The sequence below is a fragment of the Pseudomonas sp. GW822-FHT03F08 genome, from assembly GCF_058801265.1.
This window is the reverse complement of the sequence record NZ_JBXANC010000002.1, coordinates 691,938-718,316: the sequence shown is the minus strand read 5'-3', so window position 1 is coordinate 718,316 and position 26,379 is coordinate 691,938. Positions and strand designations below refer to the sequence as shown.

Sequence of the window (26,379 nt, the reverse complement as noted above, 5' to 3'; positions counted from 1 at the left end):
GAGGCTGCGATGTACGAATCCCCCAGTTGGTTGCATGAGTTGTGGATTGCCCGCGAAGCCTTGTGGCAAGGCTTTCTGACCAGCGTGCAGGTGTCGGCGCTGGCGATTCTGTTCGGCACGGTCATCGGCGTATTCGCCGGTCTGGTGCTGACCTACGGCAAGTTCTGGATGCGCGCGCCGTTCCGCTTTTATGTCGACCTGATTCGCGGCACACCGGTGTTTGTGCTGGTACTGGCCTGCTTCTACATGGCGCCGGCGCTCGGTTGGCAGATCAGCGCGTTTCAGGCGGGTGCCTTGGGTCTGACGCTGTTTTGCGGCTCCCACGTGGCCGAGATCGTGCGCGGTGCGTTGCAGGCATTGCCACGCGGGCAGATGGAAGCGGGCAAGGCCATCGGCCTGACGTTCTATCAGTCCCTCGGCTACGTGCTGTTGCCCCAGGCGCTGCGGCAGATCCTGCCGACCTGGGTCAACTCGTCCACGGAAATCGTCAAGGCGTCGACCTTGCTGTCGGTGATCGGCGTGGCGGAGCTGTTGCTCAGCACCCAGCAGATCATTGCCCGGACGTTCATGACCCTGGAGTTTTATCTGTTCGCCGGTTTTCTGTTCTTCGTCATCAACTACGGCATCGAATTACTCGGCCGGCACATTGAAAAGCGGGTGGCCTTGCCATGACTCAAGCTCAAGTTTCCAACGTCCAGAACGGCCAGCCGCTGCTGGACATCCGTGGCCTGCACAAGCAATACGGCGCGGTCGAAGTGCTCAAGGGTGTCGACCTGAGCATGCAGCGCGGCAACGTGGTGACGCTGATCGGCTCCAGCGGCTCGGGCAAGACCACGCTGCTGCGTTGCGTGAACATGCTGGAGGAGTTCCAGGGCGGGCAGATCCTGCTCGACGGCGAATCCATCGGTTATGACGAACTCAATGGCAAACGCGTGCGCCACCCGGAAAAAGTCATCGCGCGCCATCGGGCGATGACCGGCATGGCGTTCCAGCAGTTCAACCTGTTCCCGCACCTCACTGCGCTGCAGAACGTCACCCTCGGCTTGCTCAAAGTCAAAAAGATGCACAAGGACGAAGCCGTGGTCCTGGCCGAGAAATGGCTGGAGCGGGTCGGCCTGCTGGAGCGGCGCAATCACTTTCCCGGCCAGTTGTCCGGCGGTCAGCAGCAGCGCGTGGCGATTGCCCGGGCGATTGCGATGAACCCGAGCCTGATGCTGTTCGACGAAGTCACCTCGGCCCTCGACCCGGAACTGGTCGGCGAAGTGCTGAACGTGATCAAGGGCCTGGCCGAGGACGGCATGACCATGTTGCTGGTGACCCACGAAATGCGTTTTGCGTTCGAGGTCTCGGACAAGATCGTGTTCATGAACCAGGGGCGCATCGAAGAGCAGGGGCCTCCCAAGGAGCTGTTCGAGCGTCCGCAATCGCCGCGGCTGGCTGAGTTTCTCAAAAGCACGCGGTTCTGACTTTTCACTTTTTCAATCAGGAGACACATCCATGAGCATTACTCGTTACGGCACTGGCAGCACCGCCGCTGGCGGCCAGCCACGTCCATTTGCCCGCGCAGTCGAGGCCGATGGCTGGCTGCACGTTTCCGGTCAGGTGCCGGCGGTGGATGGCGAGATCATCGTGGGCGGCATCGTCGAGCAGACTCACCAGACCATGAAGAACCTGATCGCGATTCTCGAAGAAGCCGGTTATGGCCTGGAAGATGTGGTACGTGCCGGCGTATGGCTGGACGATCCGCGGGATTTCAGCAGTTTCAACAAGGTTTTCGGCGAATACTTCAAGCCCGAACACGCACCGGCCCGGGCCTGTGTGCAGGCGAGCATGATGGTCGACTGCAAGGTCGAGATCGACTGCATTGCGTACAAGAAAAAGGCTTGAGTGTTGACCGTTCCCGCGCAGAGCGTGGGAACGATTTTTCGCGATAAACTCCCGGCACTTTGAATGGGAACCACTGAAATGACCGAAGACACCATCAAGCGCCGGGCACGCGGTCTGGACCGGGCGTTCGATATCCTCGATTTCCTCAAGGAAATCGGCCAGCCACTGCGCCCGAATGACATCGCCAATGGCATCGGCAGCCCGAAATCCACGGTCTACGAACTGGTGGCCTCGTTGCTCGAACGGCGGATTCTCGAACCGGTGGGCAAGGACGGTCATGTCTATCTCGGTCGTCAGCTGTACTTCCTCGGCCAGGCGCATCTGCGGCATTTCGACCTCAGTCGCGAGGCCGATCACGCGTTGCAGGAGATCGTCAGCCAGACCCGGGAAACTGCGCAGATGTGCCTGCTCAACGGGCGCAAATACACGGTGGCGCTGATGAAGGAGGGCGAGCGGCATTTCCGCATTTCTTCCGATATCGGCGAAAACGCGCCGATCCCGTGGACGGCGTCCGGGCGCTTGCTGCTGGCGCACTTGAGTGACCAGCAGATCAGCGACCTGATCGACCCCGACGACTTCATCCTGCCCGGTGGCGAACGCCTGCCGATGGAGACATTTCTCAAGGAAATCCGCCAGGCCAGCATCGACGGTTTCTTCTCGTTCGACAGTGTCGCCGACACCTTTACCCACTGCTTCGCCGCCCCGGTCAAAGACCCTCAAGGCGTGGCCATCTGCACCCTGTGCATCGTCGCACCGCGCGCCGATGCCAAGACCAACTACAACGACTATCGCCGGGTCTTGATCGAGAGCGCCAACAGCCTCGCCCGGCGAATCAACGAATAACCGCGCCCGGCAGCGGGCGCGACTGTGAGGAGTTCGACCATGACGACTGCCAACAACACTGCTGCCGTGGAAAAAGGCGATGCCGCCCTCGGCGCGCAACTGGTGCGTGACATCAGCCTGCCGGCGCTGGTGCTGCACCGCGAAGCGCTGGAGCACAACATCCACTGGATGCAGAAATTCGTCAGCGACAGCGGCGCCGAACTCGCGCCCCATGGCAAGACCAGCATGACCCCGGCGCTGTTTCGTCGTCAGCTCGACGCCGGCGCCTGGGGTATTACGCTGGCCAGCGCCACCCAGACCCGCGCCGCATACGCCCACGGCGTGCGCCGGGTGTTGATGGCCAACCAACTGGTCGGTACGCCGAACATGGCGTTGATCGCCGATCTGTTGGCGGCCGATTCGACCTTCGACTTCTATTGCATGGTCGATCACCCGGACAACGTCGCCGATCTGGGCGCTTACTTCGCGTCCCGTGGCGTGCGCCTGAACGTGATGATCGAGTACGGCGTGGTCGGCGGCCGTTGTGGTTGCCGCAGCGAACAGGAAGTCATCGAACTGGCCAAGGCCATCGGCGCGCAACCGGCGCTGGCCCTGACCGGTATCGAGGGTTACGAAGGCGTGATCCACGGCGATCACGCCGTCAGCGGAATCCGAGAGTTCGCGGCTTCGCTGGTGCGCCTCGCGGTGCAGTTGCAGGACAGCGGCGCGTTCGCCATCGCCAAGCCGATCATCACCGCATCGGGTTCGGCGTGGTACGACCTGATCGCCGAGTCGTTCGAAGCGCAGAACGCAGGCGGGCGTTTCCTCAGCGTGTTGCGTCCCGGCAGTTACGTGGCTCACGACCATGGCATTTATAAAGAGGCGCAGTGCTGCGTGCTCGACCGTCGCAGCGACCTGCATGAAGGCCTGCGCCCGGCGCTGGAAGTCTGGGCCCACGTGCAGTCGATGCCGGAGCCGGGGTTTGCGGTGATTGCCCTGGGCAAGCGTGACGTGGCGTTTGATGCCGGGATGCCGGTGCCATTGCTGCGTTACAAGGCCGGTGTGCTGCCGGCGGTGGGCGACGATGTCGGCGCCTGCAAGGTGACGGCGGTGATGGACCAGCACGCGTTCATGACCGTGGCGCCGGGCGTGGAATTGCGCGTCGGCGACATCATTTCCTTCGGCACTTCCCACCCATGCCTGACCTTCGACAAATGGCGCGTGGGCCTGTTGGTTGATGAGCAGTTGTCGGTGATCGAAACCATGGAAACCTGTTTCTGATGAACACGCTCAGTCCCTTGGGTCCGAACACCCCGCGCATCGCCCTGATCGGCGAATGCATGATCGAGCTTCAACAACGTGCCGATGGCAGCCTGCAACAGAGCTTCGGTGGCGATACGCTGAACACCGCTGTGTATTTGTCCCGAGCCATGGGCGACAAGGCGCAGGTCGATTACGTCACGGCGCTGGGTGACGACAGCTTCAGTGACGCCATGTGCCGCAGTTGGGCCGCTGAAAACATTGGTCTGGATCTGGTCCAGCGCTTGCCCGGTCGTTTGCCGGGTCTGTATTGCATCCAGACTGATGCCGCCGGCGAACGGCGTTTTCTGTACTGGCGCAACGAGGCCGCTGTACGCGACTGTTTCACGGCCCCGGCCGCCGCGCCGATTCTCGCGGCGTTGCCGGACTACGACGTGCTGTATTTCAGCGGTATCACGCTGGCGGTGCTCGGCGCACAGGGGAGGGAAAAGCTGATTCAGACCTTGATCGAAGCCCGCCAGCGCGATGCACGGATCGTCTTCGACAACAATTACCGGCCACGGCTGTGGGCCTCGGTAGAAGAGGCGCGGGCGGCGTATCGCAGCGTGCTGCCCCATGTTGATCTGGCGTTGCTGACGGTGGACGACGAGCAGGCGCTGTTCCATTTCGAGGACTGTGACGCGGTGTTTGAAGCGTACGCGCAGATCGGTACGCCGGAGGTAGTGCTCAAGCGTGGCGCCGAGGCGTGCCTGATTCGTTGTGACGGGGAAGCGTTCGAAGTGCCGGCGCAGAGGGTCGAGAGGGTGGTGGACACCACGGCGGCGGGGGATTCGTTCAGTGCGGCGTATCTGGCCAGTCGCTTGTCGGGCGCAAGCCCCGCGCAGGCGGCGGAGGCTGGGCACCGGTTGGCCAGTCGGGTGATTCAGGTGCCTGGCGCACTGATCCCCAAAGAATGAATCCGATCTCTGAAGGCGCTGCCGACAGCCGCGCCTTCAGGGCACCGGATCAATCGCGGAAAAACACCTGCACCAGGTGATAGCCGAACTTGCTCTTGATCGGCCCGTGCACCGTGCGCAGCGGCTTCTTGAAGATCACTGCGTCGATCACGCCGACCATCTGCCCCGGCCGCACTTCACCCAGATCGCCGCCGCGCTTGCCGGACGGGCAGGTCGAGAATTTCTTCGCCAGTACATCGAACGCTTCACCGTTGGCGATGCGTTGTTTGAGTTTTTCAGCCTCTTCGGCGGTTTTCACCAGAATGTGGCGGGCTTGGGCTTTCATCGTGCAATACCTGTAGCGGGGTGACGGCGGGGCGCGGATTATGCCTCAAGTCACGGGTTTTGGCTGATCATCGTGCGGATCTTGCCCGCCAGAAGCTCAATGGAAAACGGCTTGGCCACCATGTCCATGCCGTCCTCCAGAAAACCCTGACGCTCGGCAGCTTTCTGCGCGTATCCGGTCATGAACAGCACTTTGAGCCCCGGACGATGCTGGCGGGCGATCTCCGCCAGTTGTCGGCCGTTCATGCCCGGCAGTCCGACATCGGTCACCAGCAGATCAACACGCAGGTCGGATTCCAGCAGCGGCAAGGCACTCTTGGCGTCTTCGGCCTCATGGGCGCGATAACCCAACTCCTTGAGCAGGTCCATGACCAGCATGCGCACCGCCGGATCGTCCTCGACCACCACCACGGTTTCGCCGGTGGCGGCGGCGGGGGCCTCGGTCGTCGTTTCGATCACCGGCCGCTCCGGTTCCAGCGCGTACAAGCGCGGCAAGTACAGGCGCACGCAGGTACCCTGGCCTGGGAGGCTGTCGAGGCTGACGTGCCCGCCGGTTTGCTGGGCAAAGCCGTAAATCATCGACAACCCGAGCCCCGTGCCCTGGCCGATCGGTTTGGTGGTGAAGAACGGGTCGAACGCCTTCGAGCGCACCGACGGCGTCATGCCGGTGCCATTGTCGCTCACCGCGAGCATCAGGTAATCGCCGGCCTTGACCGGTTCGAGGGTGGTGATGTCGTTGCCGTCGAGGTAGACGTTGGCAGTCTCGATCAGCAGTTCGCCACCGTCCGGCATGGCATCGCGGGCGTTGATCACCAGGTTGAGCAGGGCGTTTTCCAATTGGCTGACATCGGTGCTGACGGGCCAGACACTGTCGGCCAGGCGCAGAGTCAGTTCGATCGGATCGCCCTTGGTGCGGCGGATCAGGTCTTCCAGGGAGTGGATCAGCTCGTTGACGTTCAAGGTCTTGCGATCCAGCGACTGGCGCCGCGAAAACGCCAGCAAGCGGTGGGTCAACGCCGCGGCGCGATTGGCCGAGGACACCGCGGCATCGGTGAATCGACCGATTTCATCAGTACGGCCACTGGCGATATAGCGCTGCATCAGGTCGAGGCTGCCGATGATTCCGGTCAGCATGTTGTTGAAGTCATGGGCGATGCCGCCGGTGAGCTGGCCGACCGCTTCCATTTTCTGTGCGTGGCGCAGGGCGTCTTCGGCGCGTTCGCGTTCGAACATTTCGTTCTGCAAACGCTGGTTGGCCTGGGCCAGTTGCTCGGTGCGCGCACTCACGCGCTCCTCAAGGGTTTCATTGAGGTTGCGCAAGGCTTCTTCGGTCTTTTTACGTTCCGTCTCGTCGATCACGAAGATGTAGAAACCGTTCACCGCGCCATCCGGGCCATGGCGTGGCAGGTAGTTCATCAGGGCGTGGCGCTGACTGCCATCGCGATGGGGTGTGTAAAGACTGAACGAGCAAGGGCGGCCTGCCAGTGCTTCGGCGATGTAGGGGGCACGCAGAAAGTAGGATTCTTCGCCGATCACTTCGCGGATCGTGCGTCCGTACAGCTCTTGCGGCGTCAGCCCGTACCAGTCCAGGTACGCAGCATTGTTCAGGCGAAAGCGTTCTTCGCGGTCGACGTAGCTGATCAGGATCGGCATTGCGTTGATGATCAGTTGCAGCTCGGTCTGGCTTTGCCGCAGTGCCTGTTCGGTGTGTTTGCGCTCGGTCAGGTCCAGCGCCGCGCCGAGAAAACGCATCGGCCGTCCGTGGTGATCCTTGTAGCAACGTCCGCGGGCAAATACCCAGCGCACCTCGCCATTGGTCTGCAACAGACGATATTCCTCGGCGTATTCGGTGCCATGGGTGATGCAGTGCTTGATGCTGCGGGCGATCAGCGCGCGGTCTTCCGGGTGCACGCCGTGCAGGTATTCACTGATGGGCAACTGACTGGCCCGCGCCGGGTCGACGCCATGCAATTGAGCAAAATGCGCATCGGCGATGAAGCGATCTTCACCAATGTCCCAGTCCCAGGTGCCGACCGCATCGGTGGCCGCCAGCGCCAGTTGTAGGCGCTCTTCGCTTTCGCGCTGGGCCTTGAGGCTGTCTTCGGAACGTTGCTGCAGTTCCAGGGCAATGCGTCGGCGTTCGTTGGTTTCGATGGCGGTGACCAGAATGCCGGCCACTTGCGCGCTTTCGTCACGAATCGGGCTGTAGGTCAGGTCCAGCCAGAAGTCGGAATCCTGGCCGTCCCGTTGCAGGGTAAAGCGCCGTTCGCTGTAGGTTCGCACCTGGCCTTGTAGGACGGCGCTGTAAATCGGGTCGGTAAAGTCTCGAAGTTCCGGCCATATCTGGTGCGCCGGCTGTCCGAAAGCGTGTGGATGCTTGCTGCCGGCCAGCAGCGCAAAGCCGTTGTTATAGATCTGGGTAAGCTGCGGGCCCCACAACAACAGCATCGGCATCGGTGAATGAATCACGATGTCCACCGCTGTCCGCAGGCTCTGCGGCCAATTGTCGGCGCTGCCGAGCGGGCTGCGGCTCCAGTCGGTGCGGGCAATCAATGCCTGGGCGTCATCGGTGTGCGGTACAGCGTTCATCAAAGGGTCCTGAGCGTCGGTCGGTGAGGCGGCGTCTACTATCCTAGTGCGGTAGACGCTGTAAGGCCCGTCGCGTCACGACGCACGGTCTTAAGTTCATTGAAAGCTTCGCAGGTGCTTTTTGCCATGGAAATCGACGCACTGCTCAAACAACTGGCCAACCGCCACGGTTCAGATCTGTTCCTGTCCACGGGGGCGCCACCCAGTGCGCGGTTCGATGGCGTGCTGACACCGTTGAACGAACAGCCGTTCAAGCCCGGCGAAGTGGCGACTGTCGCCGCCTCCCTGATGGACGCCGAGCAGCGCCGGGAGTTCGACCGGGATCTGGAAATGAACCTGGCGATTTCCCGAACCGGGATCGGTCGTTTCCGGGTCAACATCTTCAAACAGCGCAACGATGTGTCGATCGTGATCCGCAACGTCAAACTCGACATCCCGCGATTCGAAGACCTGAAGCTGCCGCCGGTACTGCTCGAAACGGTGATGCTCAAGCAGGGGCTTATCCTGTTTGTCGGCGCCACCGACTCGGGCAAGTCCACCTCGCTGGCAGCGCTGATCGATCATCGCAATCGCCACAGCAGCGGGCACATCATCACCATTGAAGACCCGGTGGAATACATCCATCGACACAAGAAATCGATCATCAACCAGCGAGAAGTCGGGGTCGATACCCGCAGTTTTCACGCGGCGCTGAAAAACACCCTGCGTCAGGCACCGGACGTGGTGCTGATCGGCGAGATCCGCGACCGCGAGACCATGGAACATGCGCTGGCATTCGCCGAAACCGGGCATCTGGTGTTGTCGACGTTGCATGCCAACAACGCCAATCAGGCGCTGGACCGGATCATCAATTTCTTCCCCGAAGAGCGCCGCGCGCAATTGCTGCATGCCTTGGGCAATCACCTGAAGGTGTTTGTATCCCAGCGTCTGGTGCGAACACGGGACGGGCAGCGGCGAGCGGCAGCAGAAGTGATGCTCGGTACGCCGACGATTGCCGATCTGATCCGGCGCAATGACTTTGGTGAGCTGAAAACCATCATGGAAAAATCGGCGGAACTGGGTATGCAGACGTTTGACGGTGCGTTGTTTGCACTGGTGGCGGAAGGGGTGATCGATGAAGACGAGGCCCTGAAAAACGCAGATTCGGTGAACAACCTGCGCCTGCGTCTGAAGCTGCACGCTGATACCGTGCCGTCCCCACCGCCATCGACCGGCGAGTGGGGACTGATGGATTGAGCCGGTTCAGTCCTGAAGCTCGAGCCGATTGCGGAACTGCTCAAGCGCTTCAGGATTGGCCAGCGCATCGGTGTTTTTCACCGGTTCACCGTGCACCACGTTACGCACGGCCAGTTCCACCACTTTGCCGCTGATGGTGCGTGGAATGTCCGTGACCGCGACGATCTTCGCCGGTACATGGCGCGGTGTGGTGTTGGCGCGGATCACCTGACGGATCTGCTGTTGCAGCGCCTCATCCAGCGTTACACCCTCCTTGAGACGCACGAACAGCACCACGCGCACGTCGTCCTGCCACTGTTGGCCGATGGCGACGCTGTCCAGCACCTCGGGGACTTTTTCCACCTGACGGTAGATTTCCGCTGTGCCGATGCGCACACCGCCGGGATTGAGCACTGCATCGGAGCGACCGTGGATCAGCATCCCGCCGTGAGGCAACTGTTCGGCGTAGTCACCCTGGGCCCAGACGCCGGGGAACTGGCTGAAGTAGGATTTGCGCAACTTCTCGCCGTCCGGGTCATTCCACAATCCAATCGGCATCGCCGGGAATGGCCGGGTACACACCAGCTCGCCTTTTTCGCCGATCACCGGTTGCCCGGCGTCGTTCCACACTTCGACCGCCATGGCCAGGCTCTTGCCCATGATCTCGCCCCGGCGTACCGCTGACAGCGGGTTGCCGTTGACGAAGCAGGACACGATGTCCGTACCACCGGACATCGAGGACAGGCAAACGTCGGGTTTGAAGTCGCGATAGACGAAGTCGTAACTCTGCGGCGACAACGCGGAACCGGTACAGAGCAAGGTTTTCAGGTGACTCAGGTCATGACTTTCTTGCGGCTTGATGCCACTGCTTTCCAGGGTCGCAAGGAATTTCGGGCTGGTGCCGAACACGCTGACTTGTTCGTCATCAAGCAGCTCCAGCAATCGCTGGTTGTCCGGATAAAACGGTGAGCCGTCATACAGCACCACTGCGCTGCCGACCGCCAGTGCGGACACCAGCCAGTTCCACATCATCCAGCCGCAGGTGGTGTAGTAGAACAACCGGTCGCCGGGCCCCAGATCGACATGCAACCCGTGCTCCTTGGCGTGTTGCAGCAGTACGCCGCCCGTGCTGTGGACGATGCACTTCGGCACGCCGGTAGTGCCGCTGGAATACAGCACATACAGCGGATGGGCGAATGGCACCGGGACGAACTGCGGTTCATCGCCCGGTTCATAGAAGTCGTCCCACAACGTGACGTTGGCGGGCGTCCGGTAATCCGTGGCATGGGCGTGAGGGCGTGCGTACGGCACGATGATCAACTGCTGCAAGGTCGGCAGCTGTTCGAGGATTTCGTTGATCTTGACGGTCTGGTCGATCTCTTTGCCGGCGTAACGGTAGCCGGCGCAGGTGATCAGCACTTTCGGCTCGATCTGGCCAAAGCGGTCGATTACGCCGTGGGTGCCAAAGTCCGGTGAGGAACATGACCAGATTGCGCCGAGGCTGGTCGTCGCGAGCATGGCCACCAGGGTTTGCCAGGTGTTGGGCATGCACGCCGCGACCCGGTCGCCGAGCACGACACCGGCCGCTTGCAGGCTGGCCTGGAACCCGGCGACTTGCTGGGCCAGTTCGGCCCAGGTCAACAATTCACGCTGGCCGTTTTCCGCGATGGCAATCACGGCGACGGCATCGTCGCGCCGACTCAGCAGGTGTTCGGCGAAGTTCAGGGTGGCGCCGGGAAACCATTCGGCGCCCGGCATCTGCAGGCCCTCACGCAAAACGGCATCGGGCTGGGTGTGAAAACAGATACCGAAGAAGTCCACGATTGCTTGCCAGAAGGCTTCGCGCTGGTCGATGGACCATCGGTGCAAGGCAGGGTAGTCGTCGAGGTGCAGATGATGGCGCTGATTGATAAAGCGCCGGAAGCCGTCCATGCGGGACCGGGCAATGCGTTTGGCATCAGGCTGCCAGAGGATGTCGGACATGGTTTGCCTCTTATTGTTTGTCAGAAAGCTCCCACTGCAATGTGGGAGCGATCAGTTGAACGCTTACTGCGCGAGCCACCCGCCATCGATATTCCACGCCGCACCACGCACCTGACTGCCGGCCTCGCTGCACAGAAACAGCACCAGTTCACCCAGATGCGCAGGCGTGACGAACTCCAGCGACGGCTGTTTCTCGGCGAGCAGGTCGTGCTGCGCCTGCTGCGGGTCGACACCCTTCGCCGCGCGATCGTCGATCTGCTTCTGCACCAGCGGTGTCAGCACCCAGCCCGGGCAGATGGCGTTGCAGGTGACATTGCTGGCGGCGGTTTCCAGGCCGACCACTTTGGTCAGGCCGATCACGCCATGTTTGGCCGCTACATACGCGGCCTTACCGGTGGAGCCCACCAGACCGTGTACCGAGGCAATGTTGACGATCCGTCCCCAGCCCTTGGCGCGCATGCCCGGCAGGCTCAGGCGGGTACTGTGAAACACCGACGACAGGTTGATGGCGATGATCGAGTCCCAACGCTCCACCGGAAACTCTTCAACCGCCGCGACGTGCTGGATGCCGGCGTTGTTGACCAGAATGTCCACGCCACCGAACTCGCGCTCGGCGTAGGCGATCATGTCGGCGATCTGTTCAGGGCTGCTGACGTCTGCCGGGTGATGGCCGACCTTGCCGCCGAACTGCTCGACTTCGGCAATCACCTTCGAAGCATCGCCAAAGCCGTTGAGGATCAGGTTGGCGCCGGCCTTGGCCAGCGTCAGCGCAATGCCCAGTCCGATGCCGCTGGTGGAGCCGGTGACCAGTGCGGTCTTGCCAGAAAGAGTCGTCATGAATACCTCACACAATGCCAGTGGCGTAGAAAGTGCCGATTACCACAAAAACCGCCAGGGTCTTGATCAGCGTAATACAGAAAATGTCTTTGTAGGCTTCACGGTGGGTCAGGCCGGTGACCGCCAGCAACGTGATTACCGCGCCATTGTGCGGCAGGGTGTCCATGCCACCGCTGGCCATGGCGGCCACGCGGTGCAGCACTTCGAGCGGAATGTTGGCGGCGTGGGCGGCGTTGATGAACTGTTCGGACATCGCTGCCAGGGCGATGCTCATGCCACCCGAGGCGGAACCGGTGATACCGGCCAGCAGGGTCACGGTGATCGCTTCGTTGACCAGCGGATTGGGAATGCTCTTGAGCCAGTCGGCCAGCACCAGAAAACCCGGCAACGAGGCGATGACCGCGCCGAAACCGTATTCAGACGCCGTGTTCATCGCCGCCAGCAGTGCACCGCTGACCGCGCTTTTGCTGCCTTCGGCAAGCTTGCTGCGAATCGCCTGAAAACCGAACGCCAGCACCATCAGGATGCCCACCAGCAAGGCTGCCTGCACCGCCCAGATCGCCGTGAGTTTGGCGATCTCGGTGGTTACCGGCGCGGCCATGCCCGGCAGCGCGAGGCTGTGGGTCTTGCCGTACCACTGCGGAATCCACTGGGTGAACAGCAGGTTCATGATACCCACCGCGAGCAGTGGCGACAGCGCCAGCCACGGGTTCGGCAGCTTCAGATCTTCGGCAGTTTCCGGTTCATTGCGCAGTTCGGTGCCATAGCCTTCGCCGGCGCGCTGAGCCTTGTTGCGTTGACGCTGCAAGAACAGCATGCCGGCGCAGAACACGAAAATCGTGCCGATCAGGCCCAACCAGGGCGCCGCCCACGCGGTGGTGTTGAAGAAGGTGCTGGGAATGATGTTCTGGATCTGTGGTGTGCCGGGCAGGGCGTCCATGGTGAACGAGAACGCGCCGAGGGCGATGGTCGCCGGGATCAGGCGCTTGGGAATGTTGCTCTGGCGGAACATTTCCGCTGCGAACGGATAGACCGCAAACACCACCACGAACAGCGATACGCCGCCGTAGGTGAGCAGGGCGCAGACCAGCACGATCACCAGCATCGCCTGACGGGTGCCGAGCAAGCGAATGGCTGCCGCGACAATCGAACGGGAGAAACCCGACAGCTCGATCAGCTTGCCGAACACGGCGCCGAGCAGGAATACGGGAAAGTAGAGTTTGATGAAGCCGACCATTTTCTCCATGAACACCCCGGTGAAGGCTGGGGCGACGGCGGACGGGTCGGTGAGCAGGACGGCGCCGAGGGCGGCGATCGGGGCAAAAAGGATAACGCTGTAGCCACGGTAGGCCGCGAGCATCAGCAGCGCGAGGGCTGCCAAGGCGATGATCACACTCATGGTGTGCTCCTTCGATTGTTATTTTTGTGGGTGAAACGGGTGTGGGAAGGGGCTTTAGCGAGAACTGTGCCAGTTGGTTAAGTTACTGAAATATATGGATTTAATTTGATTTCGGTTATCGATTTTGAAGGTTTTGTCTCTGTTTTGAGACTTTTATGTCTGGGCGGGCGACTTCGCGGGCAAGCCCGCTCTCACAGTTGGACGTTTTTCCCTGTGGGAGTGAGCCTGCTCGCGAAGTTTTCGATCTCGTCCCTTTATGGAGATTTGTGTCTCTCTATTGAGACTCAGCAATCCCCAGCGCAATCATCTTCTTGTACAGCGTCGAACGCCCAAGCCCCAAACGCTCAGCCGCCTCAATCACCTTGCCCCCGCATTGCGCGAGGGTCGATTGAATCAACTGCCGGTCAAAACGCTCCCGAGCCTGGCTGAAGGTCTCGTTGCCTGTTGGCTCTGACACTGACGTCGATGCCCGCTCGACCGGCGTAAACGTACCAATCGCAGTGCGAATGTCGCTCGCTGTCAGCATCAAGTCATCACTGAGCAACGCCGCTCGTTCCAGCACGTTGCGCAACTCGCGAATGTTCCCCGGCCAGGCGTGCTGCCCCAGCAGCTCCAGGGCTTCGCGATTGAGTTCATGCTGGCTGCGCAGCTCTTCAAGAATCGCCTCACTGAGTGCCGGCAGATCGTCCAGACGCTCACGCAGCGGCGGCACCTGAATCGGCAGTACATTGAGCCGGTAGTACAAGTCGGCGCGGAACTCACCGCGCTTGATCGCCGCCTCCAGATCCGTCGACGTCGCGGCAATCACCCGCACATCGCTCTGGATCACGTCGTTGGAACCTACGGGTTCGAATTCTTTTTCCTGAAGCACCCGCAACAACTTGCTTTGCAGTGGCAGCGGCATGTCGCCGATTTCGTCGAGAAACAGCGTCCCGCCCTGAGCAATCTGCAATTTGCCGGTGCGGCCCTTGCGGTCTGCACCGGTGAAGGCGCCGGGCGCGGTGCCGAAGAATTCGGCTTCGAGCAGCGCTTCGGGAATCGCCGCACTGTTGATGCTTACGAACGCCTTGTGCGCCCGGGGCGAAGCGCCGTGGATCGCCTGGGCCAGCAATTCCTTGCCGCTGCCGGTCTCGCCCAGCAGCAGAACCGGTGACTCCGCACTCGCGCTGCGGCGGGCACGGCGTTTGACTTCCAGGCTGGCCGCGCTGGTGCCGATGAAGTGGGCGAAGTTGTATTTGGTCTGGCGGGCGCGCAGCAGCGAACGGGTCGAGGCCAGTTCTTCCTGCATGCTCAGGTAGCGCTTGAGCATCGGCGACAGGCTGCGCAGTTCATCGAACAGGGCGAAGCCGATGGCGCCGATCACCGATCCGGCGTCGTCATGGATCGGCAGGCGCATCACCACCAGCGGCTCTTTCGGCGTGTCCTGCATGTCCAGCAGAATCGGTCGCCCGGTGCGCACCACTTCGCGCAGCAAACTGCCGGGGATCACGCTTTCACAGGGTTTGCCGATGGCGCCGGCCGCAGAGTCGAGCCCGAAGCGCCGGGCATAGCGCTCGTTCATCCAGACGATGTTGGCGTCGCGGTCGACAATCACCGTGCCCTCACTGGATTGCTCGATGATCTCGAACAACGAACGGATCGCCAGTGTGCGAACCCGTTGGTAATCCTTGAGGCTTTCAGTGGTGTTCATGGCGGCGTCCATTGGCGGAAGTCAGGTGGCGCGATTATGCCTATCCCGGATGCGCCGCCGCCAACAGCTCTTTGGTATAGGGATGCTGCGGCGAGTCGAACACGTCGTGACTGGCGCCGCGTTCGACCACTTTGCCGTCCTTGATCACGATCATGTCGTGGGCCAGTGCCCTGACCACCGCCAGGTCGTGGCTGATGAACAGGTACGTCAGGCCATGTTTTTCCTGAAGCTGGCGGAGCAGGGCGACCACCTGTTTCTGCACGGTGCGATCCAGTGCGGAGGTCGGTTCGTCGAGCAGGATCAGCGCCGGTTTGAGCACCAGTGCCCGGGCAATGGCGATGCGCTGACGCTGGCCACCGGAAAATTCGTGGGGGTAGCGATGACGGCTGTCGGGGTCGAGGCCGACTTCCTTGAGCACACGGATCACCTGGGCGTCGCACTCGTCGGCGGTGGACTGGCAGTGTACCTCCAGCCCTTCGCTGATGATCTGTGCCACCGACATGCGCGGGCTGAGGCTGCCGAAGGGGTCTTGAAACACCACCTGCATCTGCCGGCGCCACGGGCGCATTTGCTTCTGGTTCAGGTCATCGAGGGACTGGCCCTGAAAGCGGATGCTGCCTTCGGAATCGAGTAAGCGCAGGATTGCCTGACCCAGCGTTGACTTGCCCGAGCCGGATTCACCGACGATGCCCAACGTTTTGCCACGCTGGATGTTCAGGCTGATACCGTCAACGGCACGCAGGTATTGCTTGCGCTGGAACAGCCCGCCGCCGACCGCGAAGTCGACCCGCAGATCTTCAACTTCCAGCACGTTTTCCCGTTCATCCCGGGGAAGCGCTTCACCCTCAGGTTCAGCATTGAGCAACACGCAGCTATAGGGGTGTTTCGGCTCTGTAAACAGGGTTTCGCACGGTGCCTGCTCGACGATTTCCCCGGCCTTCATCACGCACACCCGCTGGGCGATGCTGCGCACCAGATTGAGATCGTGGCTGATCAGCAGCAGTGACATGCCAAGTCGTTGCTGCAGGGATTTGAGCAGCACCAGGATCTTGCGCTGCACGGTGACGTCCAGGGCCGTGGTCGGCTCGTCGGCGATCAACAGTTCCGGTTCGCAGGCCAGGGCCATGGCGATCATGACGCGTTGTCGCTGGCCGCCGGACAATTGGTGGGGGTAAGCCTTCAACCGTTCTTTCGGTTTCTGGATGCCCACCAGTTCGAGTAGTTCGAGAATGCGTTTCTGCGCCTCTTTACCGCCCAGGCCTCGGTGCAGCAGCAGGGTTTCGCCAATCTGCTTTTCGATGGTGTGCAGCGGGTTGAGCGAGGTCATCGGCTCCTGGAAGATCATCGCGATGCGGTTGCCCCGCAAGTCGCGCAAGGTCTTGGGATCAGCTCCCACCAGCTCCTGGCCGCGATAGCGAATGCTGCCGGTGGTCTGGGCTTCGCTGTCCGGGAGCAGTTGCAGGATCGAGTGGGCTGTCACCGATTTGCCCGACCCCGACTCGCCGACCAGTGCCAGACACTCGCCGGGGCGGATGTCCAGGCACAGATTGCGCACCACGGTCTGGCCATTGAAGGCGACGCTGAGGTCACGGATTTCGATCAGGTTGTCAGTCATTTCAAGGATCCGTTCATGAGCGCGGGTCAAAGGCATCGCGCAACGCTTCGCCGATGAATACCAACAAGGACAGAATCAACGCGAGGGTGAAAAACGCCGTCAATCCCAGCCACGGTGCTTGCAGGTTCTGTTTGCCCTGGCCGATCAACTCGCCCAGCGATGCACTGCCGGCGGGCATGCCGAAACCCAGGAAATCCAGCGCGGTCAGGGTGGAAATGGCCCCGGTCAGAATGAACGGCAGGTAGCTCAACGTGGCATTCATCGCATTGGGCAGGATGTGCCGGAAGATCACCTTGCGGTCGGTCAGGCCCAGCGCCCGCGCAGCCTTGACGTATTCGAGGTTGCGCCCGCGCAGGAATTCGGCCCGCACCACATCCACCAGCGCCAGCCATGAAAACAGTGCCATGATCCCCAGCAGCCACCAGAAGTTCGGCTCGACAAACCCCGACAGAATGATCAGCAGGTACAGCACCGGCAGCCCCGACCAGACTTCGAGCAGACGCTGACCGAGCAAGTCGATCCAGCCACCGTAATAGCCTTGCAGGGCGCCGGCCGTGATGCCGATCAGGGCGCTGACAAAGGTCAGCATCAGCGCGAACAGGATCGACACTCGCGCGCCGAAAATCACCCGTGCCAGCACGTCCCGCGCCTGATCGTCGGTGCCCAGCCAGTTGACCGAAGTCGGTGGGCTCGGCGCCGGTTTGTTGAGGTCGTAGTTCGGTGTGTCATCACTGAACGGGATCGGCGGAAACAGCAACCAGCCACCGTCCTTGCGAATCAGGTTCTGGACGTAGTCGCTGCGGTAATCGGCCTGGAACGGCAACTGGCCGCCAAATTCCTGTTCGGTGTGGCGCTTGAACACCGGGAAATACCACTGGCCCTGATAGCTGACGACCAGCGGTTTGTCGTTGGCGATCAGTTCGCCACCGAGGCTGATCACGAACAGACCAATGAACAACCACAGCGACCACCAGCCCCGACGGTTTTTCTTGAAGCGTTCGAAACGGCGACGGCCCAGAGGCGAGAGCTTGAACATCAGGCATTCCTCGCGGCGAAGTCGATGCGCGGATCGACCAGCGTGTAGCACAGGTCGCCGATCAGTTTTATCAGGAGGCCGAACAGGGTGAAGATGAACAGCGAACCAAACACCACCGGATAGTCGCGGGATACGGCCGCTTCGTAGCTCATGCGCCCAAGGCCGTCGAGGGAGAAAATCACCTCGATCAGCAACGAGCCGGCGAAGAACACACTGATGAACGCCTGGGGGATGCCCGACACCACCAGCAACATCGCGTTGCGAAACACATGGCCATACAGCACCCGGCGTTCGCTCAGGCCTTTGGCGCGGGCGGTGACCACGTACTGACGGGTGATTTCATTGAGGAACGAGTTCTTGGTGAGGATGGTCAGGGTCGCGAAGCCACCAATCACCAGTGCAGTGACCGGCAGAACAAGGTGCCAGAAGTAGTCGGCAACCTTGCCCAGCGTCGACAGCGACTCGAAGTTGTCCGAAACAAGCCCGCGCACCGGAAACCAGTTCAGCGACGTACCGCCGGCAAACACAACGATCAGAAACATCGCGAACAGAAACGCCGGCATCGCGTAACCGATGATGATCGCCGTACTGCTCCAGATATCGAAATGACTGCCGTGGTGCACGGCTTTGCGAATGCCCAGCGGGATCGACACCAGATAGGTGATCAGCGTCGCCCACAGCCCGAGGGAAATGGTCACCGGCATTTTCTGCAGGATCAGGTCGGTGACCGTGGCGCCCCGGAAGAAGCTCTTGCCGAAATCCAGCTGCGCATAGTTCTTGAGCATCAGCCACAGGCGTTCATGGGCCGGTTTGTCGAAGCCGTACTGTTTTTCGATGTCCTTGATCAGCTGCGGATCAAGGCCCCGGCTGGCGCGGGAGGTGCTGCTCATGGTTTCGCTTGCACCACCGCCGACATTGGCGCCACCGATGCCTTGCAAATGAGCGATGGCCTGTTCCACCGGACCGCCAGGGGCGGCCTGGATGATCACGAAGTTGACCAGCAGAATGATCACCAGCGTCGGAATGATCAGCAGCAGGCGCCGCAGTATGTAAGCCCACATCAGTGCGGCCCTCCGGGTCTGCCACGGCTGATCTTCTCGGCCGTCATCTGCTGGTTGGTCAGCGGCGTGCTGCTGATTTCCCACCAGCTCTCGATCGCTTCGTCATTGCTCGCCTGCACGGTCGGGATGCCGAAGCGGTTCCACCAGACGGTCGAGGTGCCGGGCGGGTAATAATTGGGGATCCAGTAGTAGTTCCATTGCAGCACCCGGTCCAGCGCGTGGGCGTAATGCAGCATATCTGGCTGGGTCGAGGCGCGGATCAGACCGTTGATCAAGGTGTCGACTGCCGGGTTTTTCAGCACCATATAGTTGTTGGCGCCAGGATCGTTGGCCGAGGCGGACCCGAAGTAGTTGAGCAGCTCACCACCGGGCGATGTGGTGACCGGGTAGCCCGTGACAATCATGTCGTAGTCGCGGCTCATCAGTCGGTTGACGTATTGCGAGGAGTCGATGCGGCGGATGTCGAGGTTGATGCCGATCTGTTTCAGCGTGCGCTTGTAGGGCAACAGCAGTCGGTCCATGCCGTTCTGGCTGACCAGGAAGGTGAAGCTCAGCGGCTCGCCCTGCGCGTTGACCAATTGGTCGCCGTCGGGTTTCCAGCCAGCCTGTTCCAGCAGCTCCAGTGCCTGAAGCTGCTTGTCACGGATCAGGCCGCTGCCGTCGGTTTTCGGTGCCTCGAAGACCTTCGTGAATACCTCGTCGGGGATTTGTCCGCGCAGTGGTTCAAGGATCTTCAGTTCGGCGGCGTCTGGCAGTTCACTGGCCGCGAGGGCGCTGTTGGAAAAGTAACTCTGCTGGCGGATGTACATGTTGCGCATCATCTGCCGGTTGCTCCATTCGAAGTCCCAGAGCATGGCCAGGGCCTGACGTACGCGGCGGTCCTGGAACATCGGCTTTTGCAGGTTGAACACGAAGCCCTGGGCCGATTGCGGCGCCTCGGTTGCCAGGTGAGCCTTCTGCAGGCGCCCGTCGCTCAGGGCCGGGCTGTCGTAGCCGATCGAGTAGCCGGTAGCGGAAAATTCGCGGTTGTAGTCGTAGGCGCCGCCGCGCAACACCTGGCGGGCGACATCGGTGTCGCCGAAGTACTCGATGCTGAAGTGATCGAAATTGTAGAGCCCGCGGCTGACCGGCAAGTCCTTGCCCCACCAGTCGCCATTGCGCTCGAAGGTGATACTGCGTCCGGAGTCGACTTTTCCGACTCGGTACGGGCCGCTGCCCAGCGGAGGTTCATAGCCGCCACCGCCAGCGAAATCCCGGGTCTTCCACCAATGCTCGGGAAACACCGGCAGGGTTGCGATATCCAGCGGCAAGGTGCGGTTTTCATTGCTTTTGAAATCGAAGCGCACGGTGAGCGGCGCCTCGACTTCGACGCCTTTGACGTCGGCGAACTGGGTGCGATAGCGCAGGCTGCCCTGGGTCATCAGCAAGTCGTAGGTGTAGCGCACGTCTTCGGCTGTGATCGGTTTGCCGTCGGCGAAGCGTGCCTTGGGGTTGATGAAGAAGCGTAGGGACAAACCGTCCTCGGAACGCTCCATCTTTTGTGCCACCAGTCCGTAGACGGTGTAGGGCTCGTCCATCGAACGCTGGGCCAGCGGGGAATACAGCAGGCCATCGATCTGGGTGACGCCGATGCCTTTGTCGATGTAGGGCAGGACATGGTCGAAGTGACCGATTTCGATCGCCGAGCGGCGCATCGTTCCGCCCTTGGGGGCCTGCGGATTGGTGTAGTCGAAGTGACTGAAATTGGCCGGATACTTTGCCGGTTCGCCGTAAACGGTCAAAGCATGCTGCGGTGCAGCGCTCACACCGGCGGCGCTCATCAGCAGAGCCACGGCAGTGAACATCAAAGTGGAGAAAGCCAGTCGCATTGTCAGCCTTAGAGCCGGGTAATCGATAAGCGCAATTTGTACGCGAGCGCAGCGCTGTTCGCCAGTCGCGTGGTGTAACCAAAACACAACGGCCCGCCATCTGGCGGGCCGTTACACAGCTCAGCGGACGAAGGATCAGTCCTGACGGCTGGTGACTTCCAGCAGGTGATAACCGAACTGGGTCTTGACCGGGCCCTGGACGACATTGATCGGGGCGCTGAAAACCACGGTATCGAATTCCTTGACCATCTGGCCCGGGCCGAACGAGCCCAGATCACCGCCCTGACGGCTGGACGGGCAGGTGGAGTTGGCTTTGGCGACTTCAGCGAAATCGGCGCCGGCTTCGATCTGGGCCTTGAGTTCGTTGCACTTGTCTTCGCTGGAAACCAGGATGTGGCGGGCGGTGGCTTTAGCCATGGGAAAAATCTCCAATCAAATCAGTAAAGGGTGGAGCCTACCGGATTCAGTGGCCGATTTCTCGGCAAAGTTCCGTTCGGCTGTCTGAGGCCGGCTCTCAGAGATTAGCTGCCTGCAGGCGCAAGGCGTGCTCGACGTACAACTGGATTGAATCGGCTGAGCCGGCAGGCTCACCGGAGGCCCGACGCAAGCTGCGCAAGTGATCAAATGGGTAGTCGGAACGGATCACGGTGCCCAGATGAGAGCTGAAGCGGCCGACAATCCCGTCGTTCTGGCCGGGCTCGGTGATGAAGTACTGCGACAGCGCCCGGCAAATGCGATGAACGGGATCGAATGTTTGCAGATTCATTTCCGGCACAACGCCGCTCCAGGAATAGTAGCGGACGCCATTGACCCGTTCGGCTCCCTGCGCGCCCCAGCTCTCTGGCAGGGCTTGCGGATATTTGTCATTGAAATCCCCGACCCCTACGGTCGTCAGTGCATTCAATGCGGCCAGCGCATTTTTCGGCAGGACTGTGGTTCCACCGAGCAGGCATAGAAGGTCGGAAAACAGCGTGGCCACATTCTGCGCGACGCTCTCTGGCAACCTTCCGGGAATCAGTGCCTTGCGCAAGAAATCCGCGAGCTCCGAGCCGTGGTTCGGTCCACTGACCGAAGTCACGGAAGCAACCCTTTGCGGGGCAACCGCTGCGGCATAGCGAGCCGCCAATGCGCCCTGACTATGACCGATCAGGTTGACTTTGCTCGCACCTGTGCCTCTGAGCACAGAATCAATCTGCCCGAGCAGTTGTTTGCCTCGTACTTCATTGTCATGAATGGCTGACAGGTGCGGCACGAACACCTGCACGCCGACGGCCTTCAGCGCCTGTTTGACGTCGTGGAACAGCTCAAAAGGGCCGATCCGCTCGAATCCGAACAGACCGTGCACCAGCAGGATGGGATAAAGAGTTGTGGTATTTCGTTGCATTTTTCATCCTTGATCGCAGAAGTTCATCGATATTTGCACGGTGCCACTCTAAAACAGTCGTGGAGCTCACGATGCATGAAGAGTCCCGGTTCACCGCCCGAAACTGGATCAGCGCCTGAAGGAAACTTCCCTGATGTATGAAATCCGGATCGGAATATTTGGACATCTCCTGCGTTGCCCCATGTGTTTTTCCTGCCGTTGCCTACTTCATGTGATGCACTTGCCCGCGTTCTGCACAGCGAACGGACGACATTAAATTGTTGATGAAGCGGCTTGAATAGAGGCTCTTCGACGCAGCAAGCCAGCTGCAGGGTATTTCCAGGGAATGGAGCTACGAATGAATACGCAGAACGCGCAGGAAGCAACGCAAGGCAACGCTTTGGTCGCAACAATGATCGAGTCATCCGGGCAGTCTTGCAGTCATGAGCCGGTTGACTCACTGCCCGCAGTCACCCTCGACGCTGTGGAGGATGCGGTTCTTGATCCCTCGCGGAACAAGGTCGTCGTGCGGATTGCGCCTTATCCCGATATGGCTTGCGGCGACAGGGTGGTATTGAGCTGGCACGGTCTTGATATCGAGGGCATGCCGTACCGAAACGAAGGCGTTCGATTCATCAGCGAAGCCCAGTTGGGAAAGGAAATTGTATTTGTCGTCAGAAACCCTCACATCGCGGCATTGGACGGCGGTTCACTGGAGGTCTTCTGGACATTGACCAGCGCTTCAAGGCCGATGCCGGTGACCTCCGCTCGAGAACGACTGGATGTCGGAGATGTTCGTTACAGTCTGCTGCCGGCCATCATTGATGATGCTGTCGGAGGGAGTCTTGAGCCTGCGCGTGTCATCGATGGAACCACGGTCACCCTGCAGCCTTACGCCGGAATGACAGCGGGAGACCGGGTGGCGTTGATCTGGCAAGGTCCCGTACAGCACGCTTCCTTTCGGGACTGTCTGATCGTCGAATCCTTTGCTGTTGGAGAGTCGCTGGTATTCGGTGTCAACCCACAATTCATCGCCCCGCACCTGGGTGGAGAGGTGGTGGTTCAGTACTGCATAGAACAGAAAAGTGGTGCGATTCGTGAGTCAGGGGTTACGCGAGTCAACATTGCTCCGCTGGTGCGGGGCGAACTGGCCGCGCCACAAGTGTTGGAGGCGGAAGGCAGCGTGCTCGACGTAAAGGACACGATTGACGGTGTCAGTGTGGTGATCGGCAATGCGCAGCTGGAGGTTGGAGAGCTGGTTTATCTCAAGTGCGATGGAGAGTTCTTCTTTCATCGTGATGATCGGGAAATCGGCAGCGGGATGGAAGTTGAGCCGATCGTCTTTATCGTTCCCCATCGATTCTGGCGTGAACACATCAATACGGTCGTGCGTGTGTCTTATTCCGTCGAGCGACTGGACGATGTCAGCCAGGTTTCCGAGGGTGTCTTGTTGCACGTACAGGAATGATCAAACAGCCTTCCGCGCGTATCTGCTACGGAAGGCTGCTTTTGCAATCAAGGCAGAGGTTGTGTCCGAAGGCGGTCGGCTGCATTGAGCAGCAGGTGTTCCGTGGCACTGAAGCCCAGGCAGCCATCGGTCACGGAAACGCCGTAACGCAACGACTCGCTCAGAGGCTGGCATCCTTCGAACAGGTGCGACTCGATCATCATGCCGACCAGTGAGCGGTCGCCTTGCAGGCGTTGTTCCAGCACATCGTTGAATACTTCCGGCTGACGCAGAGGGTCCTTGCCGCTGTTGGCGTGACTGCAATCGACCATGATCCGGCTCGGGATTTTCAGGCGGTTCAGCTCGGTATGGATTCGGGACACGCTGGCGCGGTCGTAGTTCGGCCCTTGATGGCCGCCGCGCAGGACCAGGTGCGTGTCCGGGTTGCCCGAAGTCGGGATGATTGCCGGATGACCCTGGCTGTCTACGCCGAAATGGCGATGTGGATGAGCCGCTGAGCGCATTGCGTCGACGGCAATGGATACGCCGCCATCGGTGCCGTTCTTGAAGCCGACCGGCATGCTGAGTCCGCTGGCCATCTCGCGATGAATCTGTGATTCGGTTGTCCGCGCACCGATGGCAACCCAACTGAGCAGGTCGTCGAAGTAGCCAGCAGCCATGGGTTGCAGAAGTTCGGTGGCAACAGGCAGGCCGAGGCGGATCATTTCCAGCATCAGTTCGCGTGACAACGTCAGGCCGGCGGCCATGTCGTCGCTGCCGTCCAGATGGGGATCGTAAGCGAGACCCTTCCAGCCGACGGTGGTGCGGGGTTTTTCGACGTAGGCACGCATCACGAGCAGCATTTCCTGACTGACGTCGTTGGCCAGTCGGGCAAGTTTTTCGGCGTATTCGAGCGCTGATTCGGGATCGTGAATGGAGCAAGGGCCGACAACGACCAGCAAACGGTGGTCTTCGCCGTTGAGAATGGCGCGGATGGCCTGGCGGTGATTGGCAACCTGCTGGTTCAAGGCATTGCTCAGGGGCAATTGCTGCTTGAGTTGCAGCGAACTGGGCAGACGCAGGGTCAATACTTCGTTGGCCGGGTTCAGGGTGGACAGTGGCAGAGCAGAAACGGACGAGTTCATATTCGGTCTTCCTGGGCTGGTCGCGGGTCTTTCCCGCCGACTCGGCCCTATTGGGGTGTTCGACAGTTGGCCGTATTGGCTACATGTGTTGGCTTGCCACCTGTGGGTGACCGATCGGAGGCGGCAGGCTGTCCCGAGCGGAGGCTGCTAAATCGCCAGGCGGTAAAACTGTCGTAGCGGTAATAAGTGGCGTAGTTCATGTCGTGATTCCTCAAATGTCTGGTGTGTCGCTGAAAGTTCAGGGCCTGAAAAAACAAAACCCCCGGTCGGGAGGCCGACCGGGGGTTGAGAATTCTCTGGTAGGCGACCCGTCTATATGGGCGCCGTGTGGGTATCAGGCGCGCCAGTGGCTAAACCAATACCCAAAATAAAAGCTGGCTGGAGCGCAAATGTTGTTCACGCGCGCAGCCGCAACCGAGCGCTGGGCGCTGGTGGCAAGAAGCTGTGCAAGGGCGTTGAACATGATGTGTCTCCGATGAATGCGCCGAGCTTACTAGAGCCTGATGCGCGTCAGCAATCAGAAAATGCTATTGAAGGTACAAGACGTCCTCTATCGGTTGAGCCTTCGGCAAGCTATGACACACTCTGCCGTTTTCAGCGGTTCAAGGTTGAGTCGCGTCGAGGTTGGCATCAGGGGAGGGCAAGGCATGAAGGTGGTGGATGTGCAAACAAGGTTTCATTTGCGACCGGCGACGACCGATGACCTGTCGTTTACGCGAGAAATCACTTGCCAGAACATGCTCCGCTATTACATCAGCTACGATCTGCTGTGGCAGGACGAAGCTTTCGATATCGCCTGGGCCGGGCGCGAAAACTGGATGATCGAATGCGAAGGCAGGCCAGTAGGTTATTTCAGCCTCAGTCGTGATGCCCGCGCGTTGTACATTCGCGAGTTACAGGTCTGCGGGGGATTTCAGGGACAAGGTGCAGGTTCCTGGGCGATCGATCAGATTGTTGCAATTGCGCACCTTGAACGTCGCCCGGCATTGCGTCTGACAGTGTTCAAGAACAATCCGGCGCAAAACCTGTATCGCAGAAAGGGAATGGTTGTGCAGGGCGAGGACGAGTGTTTCCTGAGGATGCATCTCGAATTCAGTACACGTGTGCTCTGAAACGCACGGCCGGCAAGCCCTGAATGATGAATTGAAACTTTTTATATGCTGCTTGCCGCTAGGTCTGTCTGGCACTTTTTGCTAAGGTGTCCGGCATCCCAATAAGACCATATCGCGAGGTGTCTGCTTGATTAGGGTGCTAGTGGTCGATGACCATGATCTCGTTCGTACGGGCATTACACGGATGCTGGCCGATATCGATGGCCTGCAAGTGGTTGGCCAGGCCGAGTCCGGGGAAGAATCCCTTATCAAGGCCCGTGAGCTGAAGCCAGACGTGGTGCTGATGGACGTCAAGATGCCTGGCATCGGCGGCCTGGAAGCCACGCGCAAACTGTTGCGCAGCCATCCGGACATCAAGGTGGTTGCAGTCACCGTGTGCGAAGAAGATCCGTTTCCTACCCGATTGCTGCAGGCGGGAGCCGCGGGTTACCTGACCAAGGGTGCTGGATTGCCGGAAATGGTACAGGCCATCCGCCTGGTCTTTGCCGGTCAGCGCTACATCAGTCCGCAGATTGCCCAGCAACTGGCGATCAAGTCCTTCCAGCCAACCAACGATTCTCCGTTCGATGCCTTGTCGGAGCGCGAAATCCAGATTGCCTTGATGATTGTCGGGTGCCAGAAGGTGCAGATCATTTCCGACAAATTGTGCCTGTCGCCAAAAACCGTAAACACCTACCGTTACCGCATTTTCGAGAAGCTTTCGATCAGCAGTGATGTCGAGCTGACGCTTCTGGCAGTTCGTCACGGCATGGTTGATGCCAGCCTCTGAC

Annotated in this window: 24 protein-coding genes; 10 read left to right on the top strand and 14 right to left on the bottom strand. The window is 60.4% G+C overall.

Annotation, left to right across the window (positions count from 1 at the left end):
• The first annotated feature begins 9 nt into the window (after positions 1-9).
• The 6 genes from AC1RME_RS07100 (at position 10) to AC1RME_RS07075 (ending at position 4,925) form a co-directional block, all read left to right on the top strand.
• On the top strand, positions 10-672 hold the full coding sequence (locus tag AC1RME_RS07100; protein WP_007960241.1) for an amino acid ABC transporter permease: 663 nt from the start codon (positions 10-12) through the stop codon (positions 670-672).
• Positions 669-1,466 (top strand): amino acid ABC transporter ATP-binding protein, encoded by a 798-nt coding sequence (locus AC1RME_RS07095; protein WP_007960239.1) that lies wholly within the window; start codon positions 669-671, stop codon positions 1,464-1,466. The genes AC1RME_RS07100 and AC1RME_RS07095 overlap by 4 nt, the downstream gene beginning before the upstream one ends.
• 31 nt (positions 1,467-1,497) lie before the next feature.
• Positions 1,498-1,887, top strand: a complete 390-nt coding sequence (locus AC1RME_RS07090; protein ID WP_007912330.1) for a RidA family protein — start codon at positions 1,498-1,500, stop codon at positions 1,885-1,887.
• Positions 1,888-1,965: 78 nt separating this feature from the next.
• On the top strand, positions 1,966-2,730 hold the full coding sequence (locus tag AC1RME_RS07085; RefSeq protein ID WP_096821588.1) for an IclR family transcriptional regulator: 765 nt from the start codon (positions 1,966-1,968) through the stop codon (positions 2,728-2,730).
• Between the two features lie 39 nt (positions 2,731-2,769).
• Complete coding sequence (locus tag AC1RME_RS07080; RefSeq protein ID WP_096821586.1) at positions 2,770-3,990, top strand: amino acid deaminase; 1,221 nt, start codon at positions 2,770-2,772, stop codon at positions 3,988-3,990.
• Positions 3,990-4,925 carry a sugar kinase gene (locus tag AC1RME_RS07075; RefSeq protein ID WP_493090835.1) on the top strand — a complete coding sequence of 312 codons (936 nt, stop codon included), beginning with the start codon at positions 3,990-3,992 and terminating at the stop codon, positions 4,923-4,925. Before AC1RME_RS07080 ends, AC1RME_RS07075 begins: the two co-directional genes overlap by 1 nt.
• Before the next feature lie 49 nt (positions 4,926-4,974).
• Here the strand turns inward: AC1RME_RS07075 and AC1RME_RS07070 are convergent, their stop codons facing one another.
• Both AC1RME_RS07070 and AC1RME_RS07065 read right to left on the bottom strand, forming a co-directional pair.
• Positions 4,975-5,250, bottom strand: a complete 276-nt coding sequence (locus tag AC1RME_RS07070) for a peptidylprolyl isomerase (RefSeq protein WP_096821583.1) — start codon at positions 5,248-5,250, stop codon at positions 4,975-4,977.
• A 50-nt stretch (positions 5,251-5,300) separates the two neighbouring features.
• Positions 5,301-7,838, bottom strand: a complete 2,538-nt coding sequence (locus AC1RME_RS07065) for a PAS domain-containing hybrid sensor histidine kinase/response regulator (RefSeq protein ID WP_493090833.1) — start codon at positions 7,836-7,838, stop codon at positions 5,301-5,303.
• Between the two features lie 126 nt (positions 7,839-7,964).
• Between AC1RME_RS07065 and AC1RME_RS07060 the strand changes: the two genes are divergently transcribed.
• Positions 7,965-9,074, top strand: a complete 1,110-nt coding sequence (locus AC1RME_RS07060; RefSeq protein WP_493090831.1) for a PilT/PilU family type 4a pilus ATPase — start codon at positions 7,965-7,967, stop codon at positions 9,072-9,074.
• A 6-nt stretch (positions 9,075-9,080) separates the two neighbouring features.
• On the opposite strand, the gene AC1RME_RS07055 is transcribed toward AC1RME_RS07060, so the two are convergent.
• The 10 genes from AC1RME_RS07055 to AC1RME_RS07010 form a co-directional block, all read right to left on the bottom strand.
• On the bottom strand, positions 9,081-11,036 hold the full coding sequence (locus tag AC1RME_RS07055; protein WP_493090829.1) for an acetoacetate--CoA ligase: 1,956 nt from the start codon (positions 11,034-11,036) through the stop codon (positions 9,081-9,083).
• A 63-nt stretch (positions 11,037-11,099) separates the two neighbouring features.
• The gene (hbdH, locus tag AC1RME_RS07050) at positions 11,100-11,873 is read right to left on the bottom strand and encodes a 3-hydroxybutyrate dehydrogenase (protein ID WP_114883410.1); all 774 of its coding nucleotides are present in this window, start codon (positions 11,871-11,873) and stop codon (positions 11,100-11,102) included.
• A gap of 7 nt (positions 11,874-11,880) precedes the next feature.
• Positions 11,881-13,272: a GntP family permease gene (locus AC1RME_RS07045; RefSeq protein WP_096821577.1), complete on the bottom strand. Its 1,392-nt coding sequence runs from the start codon at positions 13,270-13,272 to the stop codon at positions 11,881-11,883.
• Positions 13,273-13,546: 274 nt separating this feature from the next.
• Complete coding sequence (locus AC1RME_RS07040) at positions 13,547-14,962, bottom strand: sigma-54 interaction domain-containing protein (RefSeq protein ID WP_096821575.1); 1,416 nt, start codon at positions 14,960-14,962, stop codon at positions 13,547-13,549.
• Positions 14,963-15,002: 40 nt separating this feature from the next.
• Entirely contained in the window at positions 15,003-16,577 is a 1,575-nt protein-coding gene (locus AC1RME_RS07035) for an ABC transporter ATP-binding protein (protein ID WP_102622255.1), read from the bottom strand.
• A 13-nt stretch (positions 16,578-16,590) separates the two neighbouring features.
• Positions 16,591-17,613 carry an ABC transporter permease gene (locus AC1RME_RS07030; protein ID WP_096821572.1) on the bottom strand — a complete coding sequence of 341 codons (1,023 nt, stop codon included), beginning with the start codon at positions 17,611-17,613 and terminating at the stop codon, positions 16,591-16,593.
• Positions 17,613-18,674, bottom strand: coding sequence for a microcin C ABC transporter permease YejB (locus AC1RME_RS07025; protein WP_096821570.1), 1,062 nt, complete (start codon positions 18,672-18,674; stop codon positions 17,613-17,615). Before AC1RME_RS07025 ends, AC1RME_RS07030 begins: the two co-directional genes overlap by 1 nt.
• Entirely contained in the window at positions 18,674-20,542 is a 1,869-nt protein-coding gene (locus tag AC1RME_RS07020; protein ID WP_096821568.1) for an extracellular solute-binding protein, read from the bottom strand. The genes AC1RME_RS07025 and AC1RME_RS07020 overlap by 1 nt, the downstream gene beginning before the upstream one ends.
• Before the next feature lie 135 nt (positions 20,543-20,677).
• Positions 20,678-20,959 carry a peptidylprolyl isomerase gene (locus tag AC1RME_RS07015; RefSeq protein ID WP_041478733.1) on the bottom strand — a complete coding sequence of 94 codons (282 nt, stop codon included), beginning with the start codon at positions 20,957-20,959 and terminating at the stop codon, positions 20,678-20,680.
• A gap of 97 nt (positions 20,960-21,056) precedes the next feature.
• Positions 21,057-21,926 carry an esterase/lipase family protein gene (locus tag AC1RME_RS07010; protein WP_096821567.1) on the bottom strand — a complete coding sequence of 290 codons (870 nt, stop codon included), beginning with the start codon at positions 21,924-21,926 and terminating at the stop codon, positions 21,057-21,059.
• A 337-nt stretch (positions 21,927-22,263) separates the two neighbouring features.
• Here AC1RME_RS07010 and AC1RME_RS07005 point away from each other — a divergent pair, with 337 nt between their 5' ends.
• Complete coding sequence (locus AC1RME_RS07005) at positions 22,264-23,373, top strand: hypothetical protein (protein WP_255261936.1); 1,110 nt, start codon at positions 22,264-22,266, stop codon at positions 23,371-23,373.
• Between the two features lie 47 nt (positions 23,374-23,420).
• Here the strand turns inward: AC1RME_RS07005 and AC1RME_RS07000 are convergent, their stop codons facing one another.
• Together AC1RME_RS07000 and AC1RME_RS06995 are read right to left on the bottom strand one after the other, a co-directional pair.
• Positions 23,421-24,497, bottom strand: a complete 1,077-nt coding sequence (locus AC1RME_RS07000; RefSeq protein ID WP_096821566.1) for a 3-deoxy-7-phosphoheptulonate synthase — start codon at positions 24,495-24,497, stop codon at positions 23,421-23,423.
• A gap of 334 nt (positions 24,498-24,831) precedes the next feature.
• Positions 24,832-24,960 (bottom strand): hypothetical protein, encoded by a 129-nt coding sequence (locus AC1RME_RS06995; protein WP_255261935.1) that lies wholly within the window; start codon positions 24,958-24,960, stop codon positions 24,832-24,834.
• 184 nt (positions 24,961-25,144) lie between these two features.
• Here AC1RME_RS06995 and AC1RME_RS06990 point away from each other — a divergent pair, with 184 nt between their 5' ends.
• Entirely contained in the window at positions 25,145-25,609 is a 465-nt protein-coding gene (locus tag AC1RME_RS06990; protein ID WP_096821612.1) for a GNAT family N-acetyltransferase, read from the top strand.
• A gap of 127 nt (positions 25,610-25,736) precedes the next feature.
• Positions 25,737-26,378 carry a response regulator transcription factor GacA gene (gene gacA / locus AC1RME_RS06985; RefSeq protein WP_032829778.1) on the top strand — a complete coding sequence of 214 codons (642 nt, stop codon included), beginning with the start codon at positions 25,737-25,739 and terminating at the stop codon, positions 26,376-26,378.
• The last annotated feature ends 1 nt before the right edge of the window (position 26,379 follow it).